Origin of the sequence: Algoriphagus ornithinivorans, from assembly GCF_900115305.1 — a bacterium.
GTDB lineage: Bacteria > Bacteroidota > Bacteroidia > Cytophagales > Cyclobacteriaceae > Algoriphagus > Algoriphagus ornithinivorans.
On the sequence record NZ_FOVW01000001.1, the window covers coordinates 20,000 to 44,777 of the forward strand.

A 24,778-nucleotide genomic window follows, 5' to 3' on the forward strand; every position below is an offset into this window, starting at 1 on the left:
TTATTATTTCTTGTCTTCGTTTACTTCTTCGTAATCTACATCAGAAACTCCGTCACCGGCATTTTCTGCTCCAGATGAAGCTCCTGCATCAGCACCCGGCTGAGCTCCAGCTCCCTGAGTTGCATTGTAGATTTCTTGTGAAGCTGCTTCCCAAGCCTTATTCAAGCCTTCCATGGCAGAATCAACTCCAGCCAAATCTTGAGACTGATGAGCGGCTTTCAAAGTGTCAAGTGCTCCTGAAATGGCAGTTTTGTTACCTTCAGAAAGTTTGTCACCATATTCTTTCAACTGCTTTTCAGTTTGGAAGATCAAGCTATCAGCTTGGTTCAACTTTTCGATTTTTTCTTTCTCAGCTTTATCAGCAGCTGCATTTGCTTCTGCCTCTTTCTTCATTCTGTCGATTTCTTCCTGAGAAAGACCAGAAGAAGCTTCTATTTTAATCTTTTGCTCTTTGCCAGTTCCTTTGTCTTTAGCAGACACATTCAGGATACCATTCGCATCGATATCAAAAGTAACTTCAATTTGAGGTACTCCTCTTGGTGCTGGCGGAATATCCGTTAACTGGAATCTACCAATAGTTCTGTTATCCTTCGCCAATGGTCTCTCACCTTGTAGGACGTGAATATCTACTGCTGGCTGATTGTCAGCTGCTGTAGAGAAAACCTCTGATTTTTTGGTTGGGATAGTCGTATTTGCTTCAATTAATTTGGTCATTACTCCACCCATGGTTTCGATACCAAGAGAAAGAGGAGTTACATCCAATAGCAATACATCTTTCACTTCTCCAGTCAAGACACCACCTTGAATAGCAGCACCGATAGCTACTACCTCATCAGGGTTTACACCCTTAGAAGGTTTCTTGCCGAAGAATTTCTCTACTTCTTCCTGGATTTTTGGTATTCTGGTAGAACCACCTACCAAGATTACTTCATCTATGTCAGATGGAGACATTCCTGCATCTGACAAAGCCTTTTTACATGGCTCCATAGATCTTTTAACCAAATCCTCTGAAAGTTGCTCAAACTTAGATCTGCTTAAGTTTCTCACCAAGTGCTTAGGGCCTGACTGAGTGGCAGTAATGTAAGGAAGGTTGATTTCTGTAGATGAAGAGCTGGATAATTCAATCTTTGCTTTCTCAGCTGCTTCTTTCAATCTCTGAAGAGCCATCGGATCTTTTCTCAAATCGATTTGCTCTTCAGCTTGGAATTCAGAAGCCAACCAGTTGATGATTACTTGGTCGAAGTCATCACCACCCAAGTGTACGTCACCGTTGGTAGACTTTACTTCAAATACACCATCGCCTAATTCAAGAATTGAAATATCGAATGTACCACCACCAAGGTCATACACTGCGATTTTCATGTCTTGGTTTTTCTTATCCATACCATAAGCCAATGCAGCTGCAGTAGGCTCGTTGATGATACGCTTTACTTCCAAACCAGCGATTTGACCAGCTTCCTTCGTAGCTTGACGCTCTGCATCATTGAAGTAAGCTGGTACTGTGATTACCGCTTCTGTTACTTCCTGTCCCAAGAAGTCTTCCGCCGTGCTCTTCATTTTTTGAAGAATCATCGCAGAAATCTCCTGAGGAGTATATGATCTGTCACCGATTTTTACGGCAACTGTATCGTTTGATCCTTGTTCTACTTTATAAGAAGCGTGTTTTTTCTCTTCTGATACTTCAGAGAACTTCTTACCCATAAATCTCTTTACGGAGGAAATGGTATTGCCCGGGTTGGTAATTGCCTGACGCTTTGCAGGATCACCCACCTTGCGCTCTCCATTTCCATTGTCAAGAAAAGCCACAATTGATGGAGTGGTTCTTCTTCCTTCACTGTTTTGGATGACTACAGGCTCGTTACCCTCCATTACAGCTACGCAGGAGTTGGTGGTACCCAAGTCAATGCCTATAATTTTTCCCATGATTATAAATTTTAATTTAGTTGCTGAATTAATACGTCTCCCTATCTTCAATGCTTATGCCAGCCCATATTTTTCTTTTATTCGTGTCACAATGGCAGAAAACAAGACAATTTTTTAGCTGGATTTTCAGTTTTTGACAAGACAGTTCGGAATTTGGCTGAGATTATGACAGACAAAAAAATATTGTGCCATGCAACTTTGATTGGCTATGTAGCATCTTAAGATTATGAGAAAAGTAATTTTTAGATCCTTCAAATCGGAAAAAGCTAAATGGGTGTTTGTTTTGCTTCTAGGGTTCTCATTTTGGAGCATTAGGGAGTTGTTCCAGACTTATTTATGTAATTGGGAGACTTGGGAAAGCTGGATTCCTGATTATCATTTTTTAGACTTTAAACGAGTATTGTTTACGATTTTTAGCAAATAGTGCCTTTTTCCAAATACAGGCTGTTTTGATTCCAACTTTCGCTTTTATAAAATGTAGGCTGGAAAAGAAGATTCTCAGCTAAACCTGTTTTATCTTAAAGGGTTAAAAAAAAACGTATATGAGTCAGGGTATTTTTCTACAGGATATTTATATATATCCCATCAAATCATTGGGAGGAATTCGAATGGAGGTCTGTCGGGTGGAGGAAAGAGGATTTCAATTTGACAGAAGATGGATGCTGATTGATCCTCAGGGAATGTTTGTAACTCAGAGAGAATACCCCCAGCTGGCCTTGTTAAAAGTACAGTTGGAATCTGATTTTCTGAGAGTTTATTCTTCAGAAAGACCTGAGGATTATATTCAAATCCCTTTGATTTTGGAGGGTTATGAATCAGTGGAAGTAGTAGTCTGGGATGATACCATGCTCGCCAAAAAATTAGATCCGAATATCGATAAATGGTTTTCTGAAAAATTGGGCATGGAGGTTCATTTGGTCAAAATGCCTGAAACTACCCATAGACTTGTGAGTCCTAAGTACGCTGTTAACAATGAGTCTGTCAGTTTTGCAGATGGTATGCCGTATTTACTGATAGGACAAGAATCCTTGGATGATCTAAATTCCAGATTGGAAAGCTCTGTGCCTATGGATAGGTTTAGACCTAACTTAGTTTTCAGTGGAGCCAAAGCTTATGAGGAAGATTCTTGGAAGACGCTTAAGGTAGGCGAGGTCGATTTTCAAATTGTGAAACCTTGTGCCCGCTGTGTGATGACTACCATAGATCAGGAAAATGCAACAAAAAGTAAGGAGCCTCTTAAAACTCTAGCCGGCTATAGAACTTTCAATAATAAAGTACTTTTTGGGCAGAATATGGTAGCACTTTCTCATGGTATACTCAAGGTGGGAGATCAGGTTAGCATCCAATAAAAAAGAGCCCGAAGGCTCTTAATCATTTAAAACTTTTTACTGTTTGGATAAATACTTTGACCATTTCAGGGTCTATATCTGGATATACTCCGTGTCCTAAATTCGCAATATGTCTGCCGCCTTTAAATTGCTCCATCATTTGTACAGTGGCGGTTCTTACTTGGTCGGGGTTGCCATATAGAGCAGCAGGATCCAGATTTCCTTGTAAAGTCTTATTTTCTCCAATCATCTTTCTGGATTCAGAAATCCCCATATTCCAATCCAAGCCTATGGTTTCACAGTTTAATTTCCCCATGGCTTCTCTTGCGAAAAAGGCTCCCTTTGCAAAAACTGTTTTAGGAACTTCATTTACTGCATCACAGATTTGTCGGATATATCGAAGAGAAAATTCTTCATATTGTTCTGGCCCTAATATTCCTGCCCAACTATCAAAAATCTGAACTAAGTCTGCACCTGCTTGAATTTGAGCTTTGAGATAGTTGACAGTGCTGTCAGTAATCATCTGAAGCAATTGGTGTGATAATTTAGGCTCTGTATAGAGCATCGCTCTGGCTTTGGAGAAAGTTTTGCTGCCACTTCCCTCAACCATATAGGCAAAAATTGTCCATGGAGCTCCTGCAAATCCGATTAGAGGAACTCGTCCATTCAATTCTTTTTTGGTGATTTCTATGGCTTTAATCACATAACTCAAGTCATTTGCTCCATCAGCGACCCGAATTTTTTGAAGATCAGAAGCCGAGCTCACCGTGTTTGGAAACCAAGGCCCTCTTTTCTCTACCATTTCATAAGGTAATCCCATTGCTTCCGGAATTACCAAAATGTCTGAAAAAATGATCGCTGCATCCACTCCCAAAAGATCAACAGGCTGAATGGTCACCTCAGCCGCTAGCTCTGGAGTTTGCGCTAATTCGATAAAACCGGAAACAGATTCTCTTACCGCTCTGTATTCCGGAAGAATTCTACCAGCCTGGCGCATGAGCCAAACAGGAGTTCTCTCCACTTTTTCACCTTTTGCTGCTCTCAGCAGCAGATCGTTTTGGATTTGCATGGTGCAAAGATAGGAAGCAAATAATATTTGGCTGATAATTCTTCCACATAAAAAAAGACCGGAATCAAGTTCCGGTCCTAATTTTCTTTAAAGTGCACAGTTGTTTTTAATTTCTAGGATAGGTTTTTATAAAATCCTCTTCTTCTATTCCATAATATTCCATAGTAGCTGAGTAATACGAGTAGTCCATTCTAAAGTTGGCAGGATCTGCAGGAATTACAATTGCACGGAAAATTTGATTTTGGGTGAAATCTGAACCTAAAGTGGAAGGATCAATTGCGCCATCTAAGAAGCAAATCACATCTCTTCGGGTAAAGTCAAAATTATAAACCAAAATACCATTGTCCAGATAATAAGTTTGAGGCATTAGTCTCCAAATGTCTTCACCTTCAAATTCTCCTACTAATAAGTAAACCAGGACCTTATCACTTGCTAAATTGGCAGAAGGAAATGTGAATGAAATTTGGTAATCATTGGCGGCTGTAAAATTGCCCCCAAATTCAAAGGCTTTTCCTACAATAGTTACTCCATCTAAACCATCCAATCCCGGAGGTCCTGGAGGTCCCATTGGACCTTCACATGCCTGAAAAGCCAATAAGGCTATAAGGCTGAAAATTGCGCTAAGTCTTTTCATGTTTATTTATGGGTTAAGTGATTAAAAGAATTTAAACTAGATCGAAAACTTAGAGACGCAACTCTTGTTCAAAATAGTTTAGTTTATTAAAATATTATTTGGCAATTGATTTAATCTTTAACACGAAATTTCGGGATAGAAAGTTGGTTAAAAATCCTTAAGAGGAGATTTACTCCTTTACTGGAGCGATAACTCTTACCTCACTTTCGGAAATAATCTGGTCAATATATATTCCGGTCAAAGTCAGGTTGGCAGAGTCAGCATAAGTTTTTAATTCCTCCTTCACAGTTTCCGGTCCAGGCATCACCCATTTATTTCCCCTAATCGTAGCAAGTAAATAGCTTGATTCAGCAAAAATCCGGGTTTCATATTTCTCGCCTGTGAGCGATTGATTTAATCCGATGAATACTTTCATTGTGTCTAATTTACCTGCCGGCTCCACTTCATAGATGGTATGAAGGCTAGATCCTGGACGTAAGTTTTTTTGCCCTTCCATTTCCTTAAAGGCTTCTGCAAGCTTCTCATCTTGAGGTATGCCTACAAAATAGATTCCGCTGAGAGGTGGAGGCGTTTTTTGCTCCCAAGTAATTTCAATTGGATTTTTTCCTCCAAGATTTACAAAAACGTAATAGGCTGAAGCTCCTAGAAAAAAAAGAACCAATAGAATTACAAAAACCTTCTTTACCATAATCAGAATAAGTATCGAACTCCAATGCCGCCTTGACCTTTGATATGGCCCACTCTATCCAACAGCTCCAAAAAGAATCCTACCTCTGCGAAAACTGAAATAGGGGCTTCACTGAAATAATATTCCGCTCCCCCGAATAGCTCAGGCCCAAAATCAATATTGCTTCTTTCTTCTGTCCTTGGTACTAGTCCGGGACCTCCGACCTGGCCTTGGCTGTAGGTGTAATTCACCCTCGTGGAGCGCAATTGTGCACCTATCCCTGCATAGCCTAAAAGATAGCCTTCAGTGATCTCAAACATATCTGTGATGTCTTCATGCAAAGCTATTCTTCCATGGATGGATGCTCCTTTTTTGGCACTGTGACCAATGTAAAAGGCATTGGATGCAGGAGGATTATTTTCAAAATCTCTCTGATAATAAGAGTTTCCATTGACTCCTCCGCTTCCGACCATCAGTTCCCAGGAAATGTAGTCATCAAAGAAGTCTTTGTAAGTCAAAGAAAATGGTTCTCCTAGACGAACGCCTGCTCCTCTTTCCTGTGCCATAGCAAAAAAAGGCAACAGAAATAAAAGTGTTACTAATCTGTATTTCACGATAATAGTTGGTTTTTGAACTTCTAAGCAAAATTCGGGCTAAATAGCCATCGTTTTCAATTGCATTTGATGCAATTGGGTATAATAGCCACCCTGATTCAGTAAAGAATCGTGCGTTCCCTGCTCCACTATTTCACCTTTATGCAAGACGATAATTTTATCTGCTTTTTGGATAGTGGAAAGCCTGTGAGCAATGACAATGGAGGTTCTCCCTTTCATCATCCTCTCTATAGACTCCTGAATTAGTTCTTCTGTCTCAGTATCTACAGAAGATGTCGCTTCATCCAAGATGATAATTTCAGGATTATATACCATTGCTCTAACAAAGGATATCAGCTGACGCTGCCCAACTGACAAAGTCGCACCTCTTTCCATTACATTGTAATCCAAACCTCCTGGAAGGCGCTCAATAAATTTCTTTGCACCAACCATTTCAGCTGCTTCCATTACTTGTTCTCTACTGATATTGGGATTGCCTAAGGTGATGTTGTAGTAAATGGTATTGGAAAAAAGGAACACGTCCTGTAATACAACCCCTATGTGTTTTCTTAAAGTGCTTAATTCAAATTCCCGAATATCTGTTCCGTCGATGGTAATGGAGCCTTTATTGATTTCATAAAAGCGGGAAAGCAAATTGATAATAGAAGATTTCCCAGCCCCTGTAGCTCCGACCAGTGCTACCGTTTGCCCTGGTTTTACTTCGAAATTGATATTTTTTAATACATAATCTTCATCAACATAAGCAAACCAAAGATCTTTGACTTGAATATCTCCTTTGACTTTTTCAGGGCTGAAATTCCCTTCATTAGCAATATGTTCCTTGCTATCCAGCAATTTGAAGATTCTGGAAGAACTCACTACACCCATTTGAAGTGTATTGAATCTATCAGCAATCATCCGAATTGGACGGAAAAAAAGCTGCAAATACATGATAAAGGAAATCAAAACTCCTATTTGGAGTTCCATGCCCAAAACTCCCACAGCCCCATACCATACCACTAATCCAATACCAATGGCTTGGATGATTTCAGCAACCGGAAAATAAATGGAGTAGTATAGAACTGATCGAATGTGCGCTCTTCTATGCTCGCGATTTATTTCTTTGAATTTTTCAAACTCTCTATCCTCCCGGTTGAAAATCTGTACAATATTCATCCCCGTGATGTGCTCCTGAAGAAATGAGTTGAGGTTAGAAACAGCATTCCTCACATCATTGAAAGTCACCTTGATTTTCTCTTTGAAAATGTAGGTCGAAATGATCATCAATGGCAGCGTACATAAACTGACTAAAGTAAGCTTCCAGTCGATATAGAACATCACTCCTAAAATGGTTACTAACTGAAGAAGGTCACCAATAATAGCAGCAAGTCCCTCGCTGAATACATCTGCCAGCGTTTCGATATCGGAGATATTTCTAGTAACCAATCTACCGATAGGGGTGGTATCGAAAAATTTCAATTTTAATTTCAACAGGTGATTGTAGAGCCGAACTCTTAAATCTCGGATGATCACTTGACCGATCCAGCCTGAATAATAGGTGTGTGCCCACTGAACAATAGCCTGTAAAATCATCAGACCCACCAAAATGTAGATCATTCGAATCAGTCCCTGACTATCTCCAATTGCTACATAGTCATCGATGGCGACCTGAATAAAATAGGGTCTTGTTGGGGCCAAAAGGGCCAAAGCAATAGTCAAGAATACCAAAAAATAGAATTGGGCCTTATAAGGCTTTACGTATTGATAAAGCTGCCTCAGTACTTTGGTGTCGACTATTTCGCCGGATGATTCTTTTTCTTTCTGTAAGCTCAAGGTATGCTAATCTAAGTAAATATTTTCCGGATATACGATTTTGCTCAGGAATAGCCCCTTTGCCGGAGCAGCCTTTCCAGCTTTGTTTCGATCTTTGGATTTAATTATTTCATCCATTGATTCCACTGGCTTTTTTCCCAAACCTATATCCACTAAAGTTCCGACAATCGCCCGTACCATGCCACGTAAAAAACGATTAGCGGTTATATGGAATAACAATTCCCCGTCTTTTTGTTCCCAGTGGGCTTGTTTTATTTGACATCTGAAATGATTGACTTCAGTATGGACTTTACTGAAACATTCGAAGTCCTCATGATTCAGTAAAATTAAAGCTGCATCATTCATTTTCTGGAGATCAGGAGTGAAAAAAGAAGTCCACGCAAACTCATCTAAAAATGGGCTTTTTCTGAAAATCATCCTGTAAACATAAGATCTCTCTATCGCGTCGAATCGGGCATGTGCATCATCAGTAACTTTCCTAATCGAATGAATGGCAATTTCCTTAGGAAGAATTCCATTGAGTCCTTTGAGTAATTTTTCCCGGTCAAATTCATGAGAAATATCCACATGACAAACTTGCATGCTGGCATGAACACCGGTGTCAGTTCTTCCGCTTCCCATGATAGTCATGGGTGTTTTAAAATAGGTGCTCAAGGCAGACTCGATGGATTCCTGCACCGTAAAGGCGTTTTGTTGAATCTGCCAACCATGAAAAGGACCTCCATGATAACTCAATTCCAGAAAATATCGCTGAATTCTGCTCATAAGGCGCAAAGATACAATTCCTGCCTGATTCCGATAGCTTCCATAAGGCTTTCCTTGTGAAAGCGGGGATTTGGGCTTTTCTTTGCCAAAAATTATAGAAAAATGATTCAGCGCGTTCAAACCATATTTCTTTTCTTAGTAGTCATCTGTATGGGAGTGACTATTGGTTCAACTCTTTGGATACAAAGCCAAACTGGCTCAGGTACTGGAGATTCTTGGGAATTAACTGCCTTTGTCTTGAATAATGTGGATTCTAGCGGAGAAGTGATTCAATCCTCTTCCAAATGGTATATTGCCACATTAGCTTCATTTGCCGGTTTATTAGCTTTGATTTCAATTTTTCAGTACAAGAATCGAACCCGTCAAATGATGTTTAATATGATCAATAGTTTGATTATGGTAGGCTTGGTTGTTGCCGTGTTTCTTACTACTAATGGGATCAACTCAGCAATCAATGCAGTAGAATCAGGAAGCTATCAGTTAGGTTTTTGGGTAATTTTGGCTGCAATGGTCCTTAATATGCTAGCCAATCGATTTATTAGAAAAGATGAGGCTCTAGTCAGGTCAGTAGATAGAATCAGATAAAAGATGCCCTGAGGATTTAAATTCTCAGGGTTTTTTTATGGGTTTAAAATTTTGCGATGAATTGAAATCTATTTTCATTTCTTAATTTCAGGGCAAATACATTTGACATGAAATTCGAAACCCTAGCAATACATAAAGGAAATACCAATTCGGATAAAAATAATCCGGTTGTTCAACCCATCACACTGAGTACTACTTTCCATCACGGAGAGGGTGAAATGCTTTACACTAGGGCTAATAATCCCAATAGGCAGTCCTTGGAGCAAGTAATTGCTGTTTTGGAAAGGGGAGAAGATGCAGCTGCTTTTTCCTCAGGGAATGCTGCAGGAACAGCTGTTTTTCAGGCATTGGAACCGGGTTCTCACATTGTAGCTCCTGATGACATGTATCATGGACTTCATAATTCCATGACCATGTTATTCAAGGGTGTACATGAGGTAAGCTTTGTTGACATGTCCAATCTTGAAGAAGTGAAAAAAGCAACTCGGCCTAACACTAAACTATTTTGGGTTGAGACTCCTTCCAATCCCTTGTTGAAAGTCACAGACATCAGGAAAATCTCCGAGCTTGCAAAAGCCCAAAAAGCGCTATTGGTATGCGATAATACTTTTGCAACGCCAGTATTTCAAAATCCACTATTGCTTGGCGCAGACATGGTCATGCACAGCAGCACAAAGTATTTTGGAGGGCATAGCGATATCTTAGGTGGAGCCTTGGTTACTAAAAGTAAAAATGATTTTTGGGAGAAAATCAAAACCGTTCAGAAGGTAGGAGGAGCTGTACCTTCCGCGATGGATTGTTATTGGTTGTGTCGTAGCATCAGGACTCTTGCCTACAGAATGAAAGGACATGCTGAGCATGCCATGATTCTGGCAGAATATTTAAGCGTTCACCCAAAAGTAGAAAAAGTACATTATCCAGGATTGAAATCTCATCCGGGACATGAGGTGGCAGCAGGCCAAATGAGCGGGTTTGGAGGAATTGTTTCTTTTCAAATTAAAGGAGATGCTCAAAGGGCAGATCAATTCATCTCTCATCTTCAACTTTTTGCAAATGCAACCAGTCTAGGAGGAGTGGAGAGTTTGATTGAAAGAAGAGCTGCTGTAGAAGGTCCAGATACTAAAACTCCGCCAAATTTGATTCGAATTTCTGTAGGCTTAGAGCATACCGATGATTCGCTGGAGGATTTGGATCATGCTTTTTCCAAGGTTTAATCATTCAAAAGGGTATCCCTTTCTAATCCAGTTGCCTAAACCGCCTTCTAAATGGTATATTTTGCTATATCCATTTTTAGTCAAGAATTCAGAAGCTTGTAAGCTCCTGACTCCTGCGCTACAATAAATCAAGATTTCTTGGTCTTTAGGGAGTTTTAGAATTTGATCCTGAAAATCGGCTCGATAAAAATCGATGGAAATAGCATTGGGAATTTTACCTGATGTGATCTCCTCGGCAGTTCTAACATCTATCAAAAGGGCTTTTCCGGAGGAAAGCTTTTCAGAAAATTCTTTCTCGTCCAGCGAGACAACCGAATTTTTTACTTTTTCAGAGGATTGATTTTCTCCTTTTGGAGTACAGGCCAATACGCTGGTTATGAAGAGAAGTAATAGAGCTAGGTTTTTCATACAGCAAAAAAAAGAAGGTTTCTTCTAATTCTTGGTGATTTTTTTCACATTTCTTCATGAGGAAACAAGGAAAAAGCTGATACAAATCATAGAATTTTTAGAAAATTAGTTTTATACTTAGGGAAGCAAATGGCAAAATGATGAGAATTCCCAAGGCTCAAATATTCGAAGCGTGTAAGCTCAAGCAAGAGCAGATTATTTCTGATTTCAAGACAGAAATATCCAATTTAAAGAGTGAAATCTATGATCGGGATGTTATTCCAAGTCAAGGCGACTCAAGCTCTTCAGAGCGCCATCAGGTCTTGCTCAGATATGAGCAGGAGCTTGAACATTTGGAACAGGAGTTAGGTGTTTTGGATTCTATTTCTGATGAAAAGATTTGTGAAATAGTTGAACTTGGAGCGGTAGTAATTACTGATTCGCTCAGTTTTTTTGTCTCGATTTCTGCTGAAGAGTTGAATGTAAATGGTGATAAAATCTTTGGAATCTCAGTTCAGGCTCCACTGTTTAAGGCCATGAAAGGAAAGAAAAAGGGAGATACTTTTTCCATCAATCAAAAGCAATACGAGATTTCGGATGTCTATTAATTCCCTTTAAAATTGATTGTTTTTCAAGAATTTAGCGAATTATATTAGGATTTTTCTTAACTTTTTAGAGGGTTATATAATAAAAAAGAACCATGCCAGCACAAGCCTTAGAATTAATCTTAGGTAGACAATTTGTAGATAGTCTCAGTATGCCCGCATTTTTGGTAGATACCGAGGGTAATTTATTGTTTTATAATGAACCTGCAGAACAAATTTTCGGACTTCGGTTTGGTGAGACTGGTGGGATGAGAGTAGAGGAATGGTCTACAATTTTTACTCCTACAGATAAAGATGGCAAACTGCTCCCTCCAGAAGGACTACCACTCGTAAAGACCCTGACATCTAAAGAACCGGCCCATGGATCTTTTTATATAGATAATTTGAACGGAGAAAGGATTTTTATCACGGTGACGGCATTTCCAATTATTGGTAGGCCAGATCGGTATCTAGGAGCTATGGCTATGTTTTGGAAAAGCGAAATGCTATGAATATCAAAGTTTGGGGCTGTCGAGGATCCCTTCCTTCTCCAGGACCTGAAAATAATAAATACGGAGGGAATACATCCTGCGTCCAGGTCTACGATGAGGATACCTGTATTATTTTGGATGCTGGCTCTGGTATCCAACGCCTTGGAAGATTTTTGAGTCCTGAAATTAAGGAAATACATATTTTACTGACTCATCTTCACATAGATCACACGATGGGCCTGGGTTTTTTTCTGCCATTATACAATCCAACGGTTGAGGTTCATTTATGGGGACCTTCTTCCAGCACAGATCCTTTGTTACAAAGATTGAGAAGATATTTTTCAGCTCCCTTATTTCCAGTGAGACTTGGAGATCTACCCAATCATCCGATCATTCATGAGTTGAGTATGACTGATTTTGAACTTGGAAGATTTAAAATTAAGTCTGAATACGTATGTCACCCAGGGCCAACTCTCGCGTATAGAATTCAATATGGAGATTCAATTTTTGCCTACATTCCGGATCACGAATTAAGAATTGGGTCAGCTGATTTTCCTAATAATCCAGAATGGACAAGTGGCTTTGAAATCGCAAATAATGCAGACTTACTTTTTCACGATGGGTCATATTCTATCAAGGAGTATCCCCAAAAAATTGGTTGGGGACATAGCGCAGTAAAAGATGTTATTTCATTTGCCCAAATGTGCAAGGTCAAGAGGCTTGCTGTATTTCATCATGAACCCACCAATACCGATCAGCAACTAGATGAGATTCTTATGAATAATTTGAAGGATCAAACATTTGATTTTCAAATTGAGATGTGTATGGAGGGAAATACTTATTCTTTTTAAGGCTATTGGAAACGTTGATTGTCAATTTTCCGGATACCAGTTTCTCAATCTAACTTCTACTTCTGGAGTAGTTCCATTTACCAAGGTTTTAAATTTCTCTACATCACTCAAACCATTTCCTCCTCGGTAATGATAGGGATAAACTATTCCCGGTTTGAATGCTGACACTGCACTTGCAGCCTGTTCTACATCCATGGTGTAAGGAAGATTCATGCATACAAAGGCAACATCAATATTATTTAAGGATCTCATTTCAGGTATGTCTTCTGTATCTCCTGATAGGTAAAAGTTCTTTCCTCCCAGATTCAAAATATATCCATTACCACGTCCTTTTGGATGCCTGGAGTCAGATGTTTCGGGTAAATTGTACATGGGGATAGCCGAAATCCCCACCCCTAAAAGACTTTTAGACTCTCCATTCCCCAAAACTTCTACACTTTTGTATGTATTGGCTGGCAGTTTTTCAGCCACAGCCGAAGGTGCGATAATAATGGCTTGACTGAGATCTAAGCCGTCCAATGTTTCTTGATTATGATGATCTCCGTGAATATCAGTGATTAGTACTATATCTGCATTTTTTTGATTTGAGAATAGCTCTGCACCACCATAAGGATCGACATAAATTGTTAAGTTTTCATATTCCAATACCACTGTCCCATGCAGGATGGGAGTAACTTTTACAGGGGTTTTCTCTGTAGGAATTATATCTTGGGCGAATCCTATACTTGTAAAGAAGAGAAAAAGAATGGTCAGTTTTTTCATGGCGAATGTATTTGGGCTTTAACAAGAAAAGCCTAATTGCTGTTTGGATATTTGATTTAATATCGGGTATTTATCGATTATATTCCACAATCTTTTACAAGATTCACATTATGAAGAAACTTTTAATATCGACTGGCGGAGGTGATTGTCCGGGATTGAATGCAGTTATAAGGGGCATAACCAAAAGAGCTTTACAGGAAGGAGGATGGGAAGTTTGGGGAAGTTTTGAAGCATTTAATGGATTGATGGAAGAACCTTCCAGATTGATCAAATTAGATGAGAAAAATACGGCAGGAATTCATGTTTTGGGAGGGACTATACTAGGAACTACCAACAAGGGGAATCCTATCAGATTCTCCGAAAAGCAAGCTGATGGAAGTATCAAGATAGTTAACAAGATTCCAGATTTGGTGGCAAAATTAAAAGCTGAAGGCTTTGAAGCAGTAATCAATATTGGGGGTGATGGTTCACAGGAAATATCTCAGGCTATGTATGAAGCAGGATTTCCAGTTGTTGGAGTACCTAAAACCATCGATAATGACTTGTCTTCCACAGATTTCACTTTTGGTTTCCAAACTGCCGTTCAGATAGCCACAGATTCATTTGATAGGTTAGTAACAACTGCAGCCAGTCACCATAGGGTAATGATCATGGAAGTGATGGGCAGAAATGCCGGTTGGATTGCGCTTTACACTGCCATTGCAGGAGGAGCTGAAATCTGCCTGATTCCTGAAATTCCCTATGACCTTGATGAAGTGGTCGAAAAAATCGAGTCCAGATATAATAAGGGGAGAGGATTTGTAAACATTGTCATTGCCGAAGGAGCACATGCCAAAGAAGGCTCAATTACTTCCAGCCAGGGAGAAGAGGGGAGGATTTCTGTTCGTCTGGGAGGAGTAGCCTACACCCTCAGTGAACAATTGAAGGCTGCCGGAATTGATGCAGATATCAGAGAGACGGTTCTGGGTCATACCCAGCGAGGAGGAACTCCTATTGCTTTTGATAGAGTGATAGCTTCTGTTTTTGGGGTAAAAGCTTTTGAGTTGGTTTTGGAGAAAAAATTTGGGCAATTAATCGTCCTGTTGAATAATGAGTATACTTCAGTACCAATCAAGGAAGCAATTTCCGCATACAATTATGTAGATCCAAAGGGAACCTTGGTAGAGGCAGCGAAAGGTTTAGGGATTAGTTTTGGAGACTGAAAGTTATAATATTCTGATTCCCTTGGCCATCAAACAAGCAAGAATGGGAATGATAATTAAAAGGATTAATTCAGTATAAATGGACCACCTGACCAACTTGGGGATATTGACAATTTGGTCGGGAAGTCCTTTCCCTTGTTTGATAAAGAAAACAGTAGGATAGATCGATATTAGTCCAATTGCAATAAATAAACCTAGTTTCAAGTGAAAGGTAGGATTCTGGCTGTAAAACTCAGTGGGTTTCCCATATCCACCCAACCAGAGGGTTAAGCCGACGGCAAGGAGCGTTAGAGCCGAAATACCATAAAGTCCATCGATTTTTCCAAGAACTTGAATTTGCTTTCTGTTTAATGATTTTTCTATCAAAAAAAACTCAGCGAATAATGTTCCTGCTAAAGCAAATACGGAAACAAAATGAAGGTAGCGTAACAAAATCTCCATGATAAAAATGATTGAACCTCAGGAAATATCGCTATTTATGAAATGAAATCAAATGGTTATTTATCAGTAATAAGGAGGGATTAGAAAGTCAGAATGACCAGATTATACAAAGGGGATAATTTCTCTTTTGGTGATTTTTTTCATTTCAAATTTTTTATTTCTGACTTTCTTTTACCCTGCCCATCCTTCTCTATCCAGGCTTCTGTATTGTATGGCTTCTGCTAGGTGTTCTACTTTAATATCGGCTGAATCCGCAATATCAGCAATGGTTCTGGCTACTTTCAGGATTCTGTCATAGGCTCTGGCTGATAAGCCAAGCCTTTCCATAGCAGTTTTGAGTAGAGCCTTGCCAGCTTCATTAATTTGGCAAACTTCCTTCACCATATGAGAGGGCATCATGGCATTACAATAGACTTCAGGATTGTTGGAAAAGCGCTCTTTTTGCCTATCTCTTCCCTGAATTACACGTTCTCGAATAGCTTTGCTGGATTCACTCTTTCTGGTGGAGGTCATCTCATCAAATTTCACTGGAGTCACTTCCACATGTAAGTCTATTCGGTCTAGAAGAGGACCTGAAACTTTGTTTAGGTAACGTTGAACTATGCCTGGGCCACAAACGCACTCTTTTTCCGGGTGATTGTAATACCCGCATGGGCAAGGGTTCATACTTGCGATCAGCATAAAATTCGCAGGATAGTCTACTGAAACTTTTGCCCTTGAAATGGTCACTTTCCGCTCTTCCAAAGGTTGTCGCATTACCTCTAGAACTGTTCTTTTGAACTCGGGTAATTCATCTAAAAAAAGAACTCCATTATGAGCCAGGGAGATTTCTCCAGGTTGGGGATTACCTCCTCCACCGACTAAGGCTACATCTGAAATCGTATGGTGGGGACTTCGAAATGGTCTATTGGCCAATAAAGAGGCATTCTTTCCTAGTTTTCCCGCAACTGAATGTATTTTAGTAGCTTCCAGAGCTTCCTGTAAGGATAGTGGGGGCAATATTGAAGGCAGTCTTTTAGCCAGCATAGTTTTTCCTGCACCGGGAGGTCCAATCATGATGACATTGTGCCCTCCTGCAGCTGCTATTTCCATGGCTCTTTTGATATTTTCCTGACCTTGTACATCTGCAAAATCAAACTCTATATCGTCCAGCGAGTGATAGAATATTTCCCTAGTATCAGTAATCAAAGGCTCTATGGCGAGGTCCCCCATCAAAAAATCGGCTGCTTGATTTAAGGTTTCTACTCCGATGATATCCAAACTATTGACGATAGAGGCTTCCTTGGCATTTTCCAAAGGAAGAATAAAGCCTTTAAAGCCTCTTTTTCTAGCTTCAATCGCAATAGGCAGTACTCCTTTGATCGGCCGAAGTTTGCCATCTAATGCGAGTTCGCCCATGATGACGTATTTGTCTAGTTCCGGAAATTCTACCTGTTCAGATGCCTGTAAAATTCCCATAGCAATGGGCAGATCATAGGCAGATCCTTCTTTTCTGATATCAGCAGGTGCAAGGTTGATTACTACTTTTTGTCGGGGCATTCTAAACCCAAAATATTTCAATGCTGACTCCACCCTTTGCTGAGATTCTTTCACTGCAGAATCAGGTAGGCCTACCATGTAAAAACTGGTGCCTTGTCCAACATTGACTTCTATTGTGATAAGATTTGCGTCTACTCCCGAGACTGCGCTTCCAAAAGTTTTTGCGACCATAATGAAAAAAGGAAACCGATTGGTTTCCTTAAATATACTATTAGTTAATAATTATTCCTTAATCCTTAGTGAAATTTTGTCGTGGAGGTAGTGTTCCAGATTCAGGTTCAGAACTTTTGGTAGAAGCTGATTTAGGCTTTTCAGGTAAGTCAGGATGCTCAAAATCATAGATTTTAGCTTTCAGTTTATTGATCTCAATTTCCATTTTGTTGATTTTGGAATTTTGAGATGAGGAAACTGCTTTACCTATTCCCCAGCTAATCAAGAACAAGACAAAACCAATCAAAAGGATAGTTACCATGGACTGAGAGGTGACTTCCTGCATTCCAAAAAGCTCTCCTAAGGTGTCAAAAGCCATAAAAAACACCAAATAAAGAAGGAAATAGACCAACAGGACAATCTGAAGTACTTGGTGAAACTTTTTCATAATTCTATCAATTAAATTTTTCGAATATACTAAACTGACTGAATACTGGAAAGCTTTTGATATAAGCCATCTCTTTGCATCAGCTCTGTATGTGTGCCTCTTTGAACGATCCTTCCCTTTTCAATCACGAGAATTTCATCTGCATGTTGGATGGTACTTAGCCGATGGGCAATTACCAAAGTGGTTCTATTTTTCATCAATTTGGTAAGGGCTTCCTGGACAAGTAGTTCAGATTCAGAGTCCAGTGCTGAAGTTGCCTCGTCCAAAATCAAAATTGGAGGGTTTTTTAGAACTGCTCTGGCAATACTCAGTCTTTGTCTTTGGCCTCCTGAAAGTAGAGAGCCTCGTTCTCCTATGCTACTTTGGTAGCCATCCTCCATCTTTATGATGAACTCATGAGCATTGGCAATTTTGGCAGCCTCTATTACTTGTTCTTCGGTAATGTTTTCAAGGCCAAAAGCTATGTTATTGAAAACAGTGTCATTGAATAAAATGGATTCTTGGGTGACTATTCCCATGAGCCTTCTAATACCTTCCATGTCAAACTTTCTCAGATCCTTCCCATCTAACAGGATTTCCCCTTCTGTAGGATCATAAAATCTGGGGACTAAGTCTGCAAGCGTAGATTTCCCTCCCCCTGAAGGCCCCACCAATGCAATTGTCTTCCCTTTTTTCAAAGAAAAATTGATGTCCTGAATTACCTTTTGATCTTGGTAAGCAAAGCTGACATTTTTGAATTCAATGCTTTGATTGAATCCTTCTGGAATTAAGGCGTTCTCAGGGTTTTTTATTTTCGAAGGAGTATCGACTACTTCGAAAATACGTTCAGCTGAGGCTATTCCTCTTTGAATACTGCTGACTGCTCTAGAGATTTCTTTGGCTGGATTGAGTACCTGCGTAAAGATGATAATGTAGGTGATAAAGTCTGATGCGCTTAAGTCTGAATTTCCACTTAATACCAAACTGCCACCATATACAAGAATCCCTGCAACTACAGTGACTCCCAAAAACTGGGAAATAGGAGAGGCTAACTCATTTTTGCGGGCCATATTCACATTGACGGCTGCATAGTAATCAGTTTCCTGATCAAATTTACCAAACATGAATCGCTCTGCGTTGAAAGCTTTGATCACCCGCATTCCTCCTAAAGTCTCGTCTAGGATATTGACAATTCTACCCAAAGATTGCTGACTTTGAACAGCTCTTTTTTTCAAGCGACGGGTAATCCCTCCTATAATTGCTCCAGAAATAGGAATAATTAAAATGGTGAACAGTGTCAATTTGACAGACATGAAAAACAGCACGGCAAAATAGAGAATGATGGTCGCTGGCTCTCTGAAAACAACTCTCAATGATTGTACAATAGTGTTTTCAACTTCCTGAACATCATTGGTCATTTTTGACATCAAATCACCTTTTCGTTCATTGGAAAAATATCCAATGTGAAACCTAGTCACCTGACCGAATATATCGGAGCGCATATGCTTGATGACAACAGCGCGAACTTTGGCTAATACTACTCCCGAGAGATAGGTGAATAAGTTGGAAAGAAAAACGGAGCAAACAATAATGATACAGACGAATATCAGGGTTCCCACCTTTCCATAATCATCCTGAATATCAAGAAAATAATGATTGAATAAGCCCGTGAAGTATTCAATGGACAGAGAGAATTCAGGTAGAGCTCTGTATTGCTCCAAGGTTTGAGGGTCTACTTGCTCAAATATGACATCAAATAAGGGCTTTAATAAAGTGAAGTTTACTAAGCCGAAAATGATGGAAAAAAGCGTGTAGAGAATATATGTGGGAACGAATCTTCCAAAGGGTCTAGCGTAGGATAGAATTCGTAAATAAGTCTTCATGCAGGTTTATTCGGTAATCAAGGCGGCAAGTTACGCAAAATTGAATTCCGCCTAGAAATTGAAATCAGGACGGATAAAGTTCCATCGAATTCCCAATTGCAAAAACTGGCTGTTTTCAGGAGCATTTAAGTCTTGAGCTGTCCTCCTTCTGAAAGTATGGGAGGCATCAATGAAGAAATTATGTTTCAGCATATAGCTCGCCACCAGGTTAGATTGGACAACAGTATTTTCTACTCCCTGTCCTGTAGTATTTCCGAAAAGGCCGGTAGGACTACCATTTAATCTGTTTTTCAAGACATCACCACCCCAATTGGTATTCTGATCAGGATCGTCTCCATAAAGTTGATACATTCCCAATAGGCTGATATTCAATTTTGGAATTGGTTGAAATCGGACTATTCCCAAAAACTCCTTGAAATTAGCACCCAAAGGATGGGTTAGGGGAGTTCTCCAATTAGAGAAGGATTGATAGTCAAACTTTTCCTGAAAGGTATAAGGTCTAGCGGAATTAAATTCCAGCTGCAAATCCAGATTAGAAACCTCTAAGGCATTGATGTATTTATATCCTGCTTGAACTCCGTACTTATTTCTTTTGGATCCTTTGCCATCTATGCCAAAAAACTCATTAAATACGAACTCATCTAAGGCAAACTGTCCGTACAATTGCATGCCTGGATAAAAATTCCACTTACCATCCATTCCCAGCATGACTTTATCAGGAGTTCCCAATTGCTGCTCTACCCAACGAAAGAATACAATAGGGTTAAAATAATTGAAGTTGACTTTGTCTGTCATGACTGATTCAAAGAATCCTAGATTCAATTTTTTGCCCACATTGAATCCCAGTCGGTGCATGGAAAAGTATTTTTGCGGATAGCGTCCGTCAGTTGGTCTTCCTCTGTTGTATAGAACGTCCGCAGTCATTTGGGTCCATAGGTTTGTCACCTGAAACTTCCAGACTTTGGTGTTCAATTTGACAAACATGTAGGGATTGGAAAAGTCGGAAAGTAAAAAGGAGCGGTAACCTTCTCCTACAAAATTTCTGTCATGCCCAACCTGCGCTTGAATACTTTTGGTCAAATGGAAATTGACATGTCCTCTTGCTGAAAAATAGCTATATCCATCAGCATTGTACTCTTTCCAGAATCCTTCTCCAGGAACAGCACCGTTATATGCTGCGTAATTTTTAACCCAAGAAGGAAAGAAAACCTCCGAAGTAGTCATGTAGGTGAAAAAGCTCACTTTTTTGTCTATAGCGCCCCTGACGACAATCCCTCTGCTCAATTGGGCGGGGTTTTGATCATTATCAGTCTCCATACCACCTGAAATATAAAGTACCGGGCTTAGATGAATGTCAAAATCATCACTGTAATAATGCGCAAAGTCTCCTGGTCTTCTATAGATCTTTTTGAGAAAAGGATTTTTGGATTCTGGGGTTTCCTGATTGACAAACTCCCAATTGTCTTGTGCCAAATACGCTAAGTTAAACCTATCTGAGGAACTCTGAATTACTGGATCGTTCACCAAGCTGTCCAAGTACTTTGCTACAATATCCCTTCTGTAGGGTTTGAATCCAGTTTGAAAAAAGGGGTTGTTTTGTCCCTGCAAAATTTCGTAGCGCTCTATACGGTGATAATATTCTCTTTCGTAAGGAATATAGCTTCCTTGCGCAAAGGTTGATGTGTGAGATGTTAGGAACATTAAAAAAAACAGGTTGCTCCAAGCAAGGTAATGGCAGGTAAGTTTTTGCATCATTTAAAACTAGGAAAGAATTGAAAATTCGAAATAAATATTCACAAAAAGATATAGTGTTGTCGATAATTTCATCTGAAGCAGGGTTTCAAAAATATAATTAGTGAACTACATGGTTAGACGTTTAGTTGGAATGGGTATTGCCATTATACACATAAATAAATTTCCATATGAAAACTTCAAATCAAATTTTAATTGGCCTTGCATTAGGAGGGATATTACTTGGGACTCCCTCTTGTAAAACTAGTAATGCTGTCAAAGGAGCTGCAATAGGCGGTACTACAGGAGGAGTTTTGGGCGGAATTATAGCAGGGAAGAAAAATACTGCAACAGGTATAATAATAGGCTCTGCAATAGGAGGTACGGCTGGCGCTATCATTGGAAGGCAAATGGATAAGCAGGCAGAAGAGTTGAGAAGAGACCTCAAGGGTGCTAAGGTGGAAAGGGTCGGGGAAGGAATAAAAATCACTTTTGACTCAGGCTTATTGTTTGGTTTTGATCAATCGGCCTTGACTCCAGCTTCCAAATCAAACCTTCAGGATTTAGCTAAAACCCTGAATAAGTACCCAGATACAAACATTCTGATTGAGGGACATACAGATAATGTTGGGGAAGATGGCTACAATTTGACCCTATCTAAGCAACGGGCACAATCAGTGGACGCATTCTTGACAAACCTTGGGGTAAGTTCTCAAAGAATTACAAATAAAGGTTTAGGGGAAAATTATCCTGTAGCCTCCAATGATACCCCATCTGGAAGATCCCAGAATAGAAGGGTCGAGGTGGCCATTTATGCCAATAAAAAAATGAAAAGGATGGCTAGACGAGGGCAATTAGGTTAATTTTGAAGACTCAGAGTAGTCTGAATTGGAATGAAAGATTCTGGAGCTTTAGAATTCTTTATAAATAATCCTTGCTGAGAAAACATTCAGGCAATGAGCTTCAATATTTTCCATAAAGATTTGGTGAGTTTTACGAAAAAGAATAACTTTGTGCCTCATTTGAAAAAGCTACTCCAAAAATACTAGTAATATGAAAGCTGATATTCATCCAAACTACAGAGACGTTGTGTTTTATGACACTTCTTCTGAGTTTAAATTCTTAACTAAATCAACTATCGAAACAGACGAAACTATCGTTTGGGAAGATGGTAAAGAATATCCTGTGTATAAGATCGAAGTGAGCTCTGAGTCTCACCCATTCTACACTGGTAAGAAAATGTTGCTCGATACTGCTGGTCGAGTGGAGAAATTCAACAGAAGATACGCAAAGAAGTAATTCTTATTTGCTTACAGCTAAAAAGTCTTCCGGAGCATGGATTCCGGGAGACTTTTTTATTTTTGCCCCATGGAAAATATACTTTTGTTTGATGACCCCTCCATCAGAGGTTCCTTGCTGCCATTTGCATTTACAAGACCCATCGCTGACTTTCGGGTTGGTATTTTGAAAATATCTGAAAAATGGGAAAAGCGCAGTGGTAAATCTGTTTCTTTTCTGACTCAAGACTATTTGCAAAAGAAATTTCCCAGAGCAGAGGGGCATTTGTTGGCTATAAACGGTGCATGGCTTCCTGATGAAAAATCATTGGAGGCTATTGAAAACTTAAAGGAGGATGAGTCTTTATTTTTTGGAAAAATACTTCTGGCGAGTAAAATCCAGCCAGGTGAATCCAATCTTAGTTACGTAGCCGAGAAGAATGTAATCCAAATTCAAGGCGAGCCTACTTTGATCCAAAAGACCTGGAATATTTTCCAATATAATGGGTCGGAGATCAAGAAAGACTTTGAGTTATTGACCAAGGGAAGGAAATCAAAAGAACTTACAGATCCTTTTACAAAAGTTTACAATCCTGAGCAGGTATTCATTGAAGAAGGTGCAATCATAAAGGCTGCGGTTTTGAATGCAGAGGCCGGCCCTATATACATTGGTAAAAACACAGAGATCCAGGAAGGCTCTTTAATTCGGGGACCATTTGCACTTTGTGATCATTCTACGGTAAATATGGGAGCCAAACTCAGAGGAGATACTACAGTAGGGCCTCACAGTAAAGTTGGAGGAGAAATTTCCAACTCAGTTATTTTTGGCTATTCAAACAAAGGTCATGAAGGCTTTTTGGGCAATTCTGTGTTAGGGGAATGGTGCAATATGGGGGCTGATACCAATACTTCCAATCTGAAAAATAACTATGCACCGGTTAAGCTTTGGGATTATACCCGAGGAGGATTTGCAAATACGGGTCTTCAATTTTGTGGATTGATGATGGGAGACCATTCCAAATGTGGAATCAATACCATGTTTAATACGGGAACGGTAGTCGGTGTAGGGGCAAATATTTTTGGAGATGGATTTCCGAGAAACTTTATTCCTTCTTTTGCTTGGGGTGGAGCTGCAGGATTATCTACCTTTCAATTTCCTAAATTCGAAGAAACAGCCAAGGCAGTCATGGCCAGAAGAAAATTGGAGTGGACTGATACGGAGGCCGAGATCTTTCAAAAAGTTTTCGATTTGTCCAGAAACTATAGAATTTGGGAAAAGAACTCCTGATTAAGAAATCATGCAATTCGCCGATATTCCGGGACTTCCCGAAACCAAAGAACATTTGATCAATGCCGTCAAAAATAACCATTTGGCGCATGCACTTCTTTTTTACGGTCCTGAGGGTTCTGCCAATTTGACTATGCCTTTGGCATTGGCAACCTACTTATATTGCCAAAATCCAAGTGACTCAGACTCTTGCGGAACCTGCTCTTCCTGTCAGCGGATGGCTAAATTAGTAATGCCTGACTTGAACTTTGCCTTTCCGATCATTTCTTCTAAAAAAGAAGACAGCGGAGAAGAGGGGCAGGATAAAAAAGTGGATTACTTGGCTAATTGGAGAAAGTTTGTGCAAGAACAACCCTACGGCAATGTCCATGATTATATCTATTTCAATGGTTTTGAAAAGAAGCAACTGAATATTTCTGTAGGTGCAGCTCGACAGATCATCCAGACATTGTCGTTGGTTTCCTTTGAAGGGGGATACAAAATCATGATGATTTGGGGAGTGGAGTTTTTGAATCCACAGGCTGCGAATGCCTTGTTGAAAATTTTGGAAGAGCCTCAGCAGAAAACTATTTTCATGCTTATCACTACCCAGCCTGAGCAGCTTTTGACCACTATCCTTTCCAGAACTCAAAAGGTCTCCATTAGAGCATTCAGGGATGAGGAAGTTCATCAATATCTAGTGAATTCCGGTCTATGTGATGATCAAACCGCCACTCAAATTTCCATGATTGCAGATGGAAATTTAAGAGAGGCTATGAGACTGGTCAATCAGGTGGAAGATCAACAAGTTTCGTGGATCAGAAACTGGTTTAGAATGTGTCACAGTAAAAACTTCAAGGAGGTTTTCGCCATAGCTGATATATTTCACAAATTTGACAAGGAGGCTCAGAAATCCATTATTCAGGCTGGAATGAATGTTTTGAGAGAGATTCTCCTCAAAAATGCTGCAGTAGATTCACTTTTAAGGACTAAAGGTGAGGATAGGGATTTTATCGAAAAGATCAGTGGCAAGGTACTTCAGGAAGAGCATATACCAGGATTATACGAGCACTTCAATAATGCCTATTATCATTTAGAAAGAAATGGCAATGCTAAATTGATTTTTACTGATCTTTCTATGGAGATTGTGCTGCTAATGGCTAAAATAGACTAAG

At 39.7% G+C, this 24,778-nt stretch carries 25 protein-coding genes; 11 read left to right on the plus strand and 14 right to left on the minus strand.

Going from position 1 to position 24,778, the window contains the following annotated elements; all coding sequences use genetic code 11:
- Window positions 1-3: 3 nt before the first annotated feature.
- Window positions 4-1,923 (minus strand): molecular chaperone DnaK, encoded by a 1,920-nt coding sequence (gene dnaK, locus BM073_RS00125; RefSeq protein WP_091648580.1) that lies wholly within the window; start codon window positions 1,921-1,923, stop codon window positions 4-6.
- Window positions 1,924-2,465: 542 nt separating this feature from the next.
- Here dnaK and BM073_RS00135 point away from each other — a divergent pair.
- On the plus strand, window positions 2,466-3,272 hold the full coding sequence (locus BM073_RS00135; RefSeq protein WP_245756332.1) for an MOSC domain-containing protein: 807 nt from the start codon (window positions 2,466-2,468) through the stop codon (window positions 3,270-3,272).
- Window positions 3,273-3,294: 22 nt separating this feature from the next.
- Here BM073_RS00135 and hemE read toward each other — a convergent pair whose 3' ends face one another.
- From hemE to truA, 6 genes are all read right to left on the minus strand, one after another.
- Complete coding sequence (hemE, locus tag BM073_RS00140) at window positions 3,295-4,320, minus strand: uroporphyrinogen decarboxylase (RefSeq protein ID WP_091648585.1); 1,026 nt, start codon at window positions 4,318-4,320, stop codon at window positions 3,295-3,297.
- A gap of 106 nt (window positions 4,321-4,426) precedes the next feature.
- A complete protein-coding gene (locus tag BM073_RS00145) occupies window positions 4,427-4,954 on the minus strand; it encodes a hypothetical protein (protein WP_091648588.1) in 528 nt (175 codons plus the stop codon).
- A gap of 169 nt (window positions 4,955-5,123) precedes the next feature.
- On the minus strand, window positions 5,124-5,642 hold the full coding sequence (locus tag BM073_RS00150) for a hypothetical protein (RefSeq protein WP_091648591.1): 519 nt from the start codon (window positions 5,640-5,642) through the stop codon (window positions 5,124-5,126).
- Window positions 5,643-5,644: 2 nt separating this feature from the next.
- The gene (locus tag BM073_RS00155) at window positions 5,645-6,235 is read right to left on the minus strand and encodes a hypothetical protein (RefSeq protein WP_091648594.1); all 591 of its coding nucleotides are present in this window, start codon (window positions 6,233-6,235) and stop codon (window positions 5,645-5,647) included.
- Window positions 6,236-6,274: 39 nt separating this feature from the next.
- A complete protein-coding gene (locus BM073_RS00160) occupies window positions 6,275-8,047 on the minus strand; it encodes an ABC transporter ATP-binding protein (RefSeq protein WP_091648597.1) in 1,773 nt (590 codons plus the stop codon).
- 6 nt (window positions 8,048-8,053) lie between these two features.
- Window positions 8,054-8,812 (minus strand): tRNA pseudouridine(38-40) synthase TruA, encoded by a 759-nt coding sequence (truA, locus tag BM073_RS00165; protein ID WP_091649631.1) that lies wholly within the window; start codon window positions 8,810-8,812, stop codon window positions 8,054-8,056.
- Between the two features lie 102 nt (window positions 8,813-8,914).
- Here truA and BM073_RS00170 point away from each other — a divergent pair, with 102 nt between their 5' ends.
- Window positions 8,915-9,397 carry a DUF4293 domain-containing protein gene (locus BM073_RS00170; RefSeq protein WP_091648600.1) on the plus strand — a complete coding sequence of 161 codons (483 nt, stop codon included), beginning with the start codon at window positions 8,915-8,917 and terminating at the stop codon, window positions 9,395-9,397.
- Window positions 9,398-9,504: 107 nt separating this feature from the next.
- A complete protein-coding gene (locus BM073_RS00175) occupies window positions 9,505-10,611 on the plus strand; it encodes a trans-sulfuration enzyme family protein (protein ID WP_091648605.1) in 1,107 nt (368 codons plus the stop codon).
- Here BM073_RS00175 and BM073_RS00180 read toward each other — a convergent pair whose 3' ends face one another.
- Window positions 10,612-11,019 carry a rhodanese-like domain-containing protein gene (locus BM073_RS00180; protein ID WP_091648608.1) on the minus strand — a complete coding sequence of 136 codons (408 nt, stop codon included), beginning with the start codon at window positions 11,017-11,019 and terminating at the stop codon, window positions 10,612-10,614. It abuts the gene before it with no gap.
- Between the two features lie 137 nt (window positions 11,020-11,156).
- On the opposite strand from BM073_RS00180, the gene BM073_RS00185 reads away from it, so the two are divergent.
- The 3 genes from BM073_RS00185 to BM073_RS00195 all read left to right on the plus strand — a co-directional run bounded on the left by BM073_RS00185 (window position 11,157) and on the right by BM073_RS00195 (window position 12,924).
- Window positions 11,157-11,606: a hypothetical protein gene (locus tag BM073_RS00185; protein ID WP_091648610.1), complete on the plus strand. Its 450-nt coding sequence runs from the start codon at window positions 11,157-11,159 to the stop codon at window positions 11,604-11,606.
- 92 nt (window positions 11,607-11,698) lie between these two features.
- On the plus strand, window positions 11,699-12,094 hold the full coding sequence (locus BM073_RS00190) for a PAS domain-containing protein (RefSeq protein WP_091648613.1): 396 nt from the start codon (window positions 11,699-11,701) through the stop codon (window positions 12,092-12,094).
- The gene (locus tag BM073_RS00195) at window positions 12,091-12,924 is read left to right on the plus strand and encodes an MBL fold metallo-hydrolase (protein WP_091648617.1); all 834 of its coding nucleotides are present in this window, start codon (window positions 12,091-12,093) and stop codon (window positions 12,922-12,924) included. Before BM073_RS00190 ends, BM073_RS00195 begins: the two co-directional genes overlap by 4 nt.
- Before the next feature lie 21 nt (window positions 12,925-12,945).
- Here BM073_RS00195 and BM073_RS00200 read toward each other — a convergent pair whose 3' ends face one another.
- The gene (locus BM073_RS00200; RefSeq protein WP_091648620.1) at window positions 12,946-13,686 is read right to left on the minus strand and encodes an MBL fold metallo-hydrolase; all 741 of its coding nucleotides are present in this window, start codon (window positions 13,684-13,686) and stop codon (window positions 12,946-12,948) included.
- A gap of 110 nt (window positions 13,687-13,796) precedes the next feature.
- Between BM073_RS00200 and BM073_RS00205 the strand changes: the two genes are divergently transcribed.
- A complete protein-coding gene (locus tag BM073_RS00205) occupies window positions 13,797-14,888 on the plus strand; it encodes a 6-phosphofructokinase (RefSeq protein WP_091648622.1) in 1,092 nt (363 codons plus the stop codon).
- Window positions 14,889-14,891: 3 nt separating this feature from the next.
- On the opposite strand, the gene BM073_RS00210 is transcribed toward BM073_RS00205, so the two are convergent.
- From BM073_RS00210 to BM073_RS00230, 5 genes are all read right to left on the minus strand, one after another.
- A complete protein-coding gene (locus BM073_RS00210) occupies window positions 14,892-15,329 on the minus strand; it encodes a DUF2214 family protein (RefSeq protein ID WP_217643077.1) in 438 nt (145 codons plus the stop codon).
- 171 nt (window positions 15,330-15,500) lie between these two features.
- The gene (locus BM073_RS00215) at window positions 15,501-17,039 is read right to left on the minus strand and encodes a YifB family Mg chelatase-like AAA ATPase (RefSeq protein ID WP_091648630.1); all 1,539 of its coding nucleotides are present in this window, start codon (window positions 17,037-17,039) and stop codon (window positions 15,501-15,503) included.
- Between the two features lie 58 nt (window positions 17,040-17,097).
- The gene (locus BM073_RS00220) at window positions 17,098-17,466 is read right to left on the minus strand and encodes a hypothetical protein (RefSeq protein ID WP_091648632.1); all 369 of its coding nucleotides are present in this window, start codon (window positions 17,464-17,466) and stop codon (window positions 17,098-17,100) included.
- 29 nt (window positions 17,467-17,495) lie between these two features.
- Window positions 17,496-19,328 (minus strand): ABC transporter ATP-binding protein, encoded by a 1,833-nt coding sequence (locus BM073_RS00225; protein ID WP_091648634.1) that lies wholly within the window; start codon window positions 19,326-19,328, stop codon window positions 17,496-17,498.
- A gap of 51 nt (window positions 19,329-19,379) precedes the next feature.
- The gene (locus tag BM073_RS00230) at window positions 19,380-21,029 is read right to left on the minus strand and encodes a hypothetical protein (RefSeq protein WP_091649634.1); all 1,650 of its coding nucleotides are present in this window, start codon (window positions 21,027-21,029) and stop codon (window positions 19,380-19,382) included.
- Window positions 21,030-21,250: 221 nt separating this feature from the next.
- On the opposite strand from BM073_RS00230, the gene BM073_RS00235 reads away from it, so the two are divergent.
- The 4 genes from BM073_RS00235 (at window position 21,251) to BM073_RS00250 (ending at window position 24,777) form a co-directional block, all read left to right on the plus strand.
- On the plus strand, window positions 21,251-21,922 hold the full coding sequence (locus tag BM073_RS00235) for a YiaD family glycine zipper/OmpA-like lipoprotein (protein WP_091648637.1): 672 nt from the start codon (window positions 21,251-21,253) through the stop codon (window positions 21,920-21,922).
- Window positions 21,923-22,112: 190 nt separating this feature from the next.
- Window positions 22,113-22,358, plus strand: a complete 246-nt coding sequence (locus BM073_RS00240) for a type B 50S ribosomal protein L31 (protein ID WP_026956569.1) — start codon at window positions 22,113-22,115, stop codon at window positions 22,356-22,358.
- Window positions 22,359-22,427: 69 nt separating this feature from the next.
- Window positions 22,428-23,624: a GlmU family protein gene (locus BM073_RS00245; protein WP_091649637.1), complete on the plus strand. Its 1,197-nt coding sequence runs from the start codon at window positions 22,428-22,430 to the stop codon at window positions 23,622-23,624.
- A gap of 10 nt (window positions 23,625-23,634) precedes the next feature.
- Window positions 23,635-24,777, plus strand: a complete 1,143-nt coding sequence (locus tag BM073_RS00250; protein ID WP_091648639.1) for a DNA polymerase III subunit — start codon at window positions 23,635-23,637, stop codon at window positions 24,775-24,777.
- Window position 24,778: the final 1 nt, after the last annotated feature.